1 pseudogene is annotated in these 435 nt (G+C 73.3%); it reads right to left on the reverse strand.

The window, feature by feature from the left end:
- Nucleotides 1-435: pseudogene (locus tag GVL52_RS32210) on the reverse strand (single-stranded-DNA-specific exonuclease RecJ); the annotation flags it as partial.

Raw genomic sequence — 435 nt, forward strand, 5'->3', positions numbered from 1 at the left:
GTGCAGCCGGTCCTTGATGCGCGAGGCCACGATGCCGACCACGCCCTCGTGGAAGTCCGGGTCCCAGACGCTCACCGCGGCCGGCGGCTCGTCGTTCTCGCCGAACAGGCTCTCGGCCATCAGCAGCGCCTGCTCGCGCATGCCGCCCTCGATCTCGCGCCGCTCGCGGTTGATCGCATCGAGCGTGCGCGCCAGCTCCGCCGCGCGGCCCGGGTCGTCGGTCAGCAGGCATTCGATGCCCAGCGTCATGTCGGCGAGGCGCCCGGCCGCATTGATGCGCGGGCCGAGCGCGAAACCGAAGTCGAAGGTGGTGGCCACGTCCGCCTTGCGGCCCGCCGCGTCGAACAGCGCGGCGATCCCGGCCGGCATGTGGCCCGCGCGGATGCGCTTGAGCCCCTGCGCCACCAGGCGCCGGTTGTTCGCGTCCAGCCGCAC

It is taken from the genome of Rhizobium sp. 18055, assembly GCF_902706285.1.
Lineage (GTDB): Bacteria > Pseudomonadota > Alphaproteobacteria > Rhizobiales > Rhizobiaceae > Rhizobium.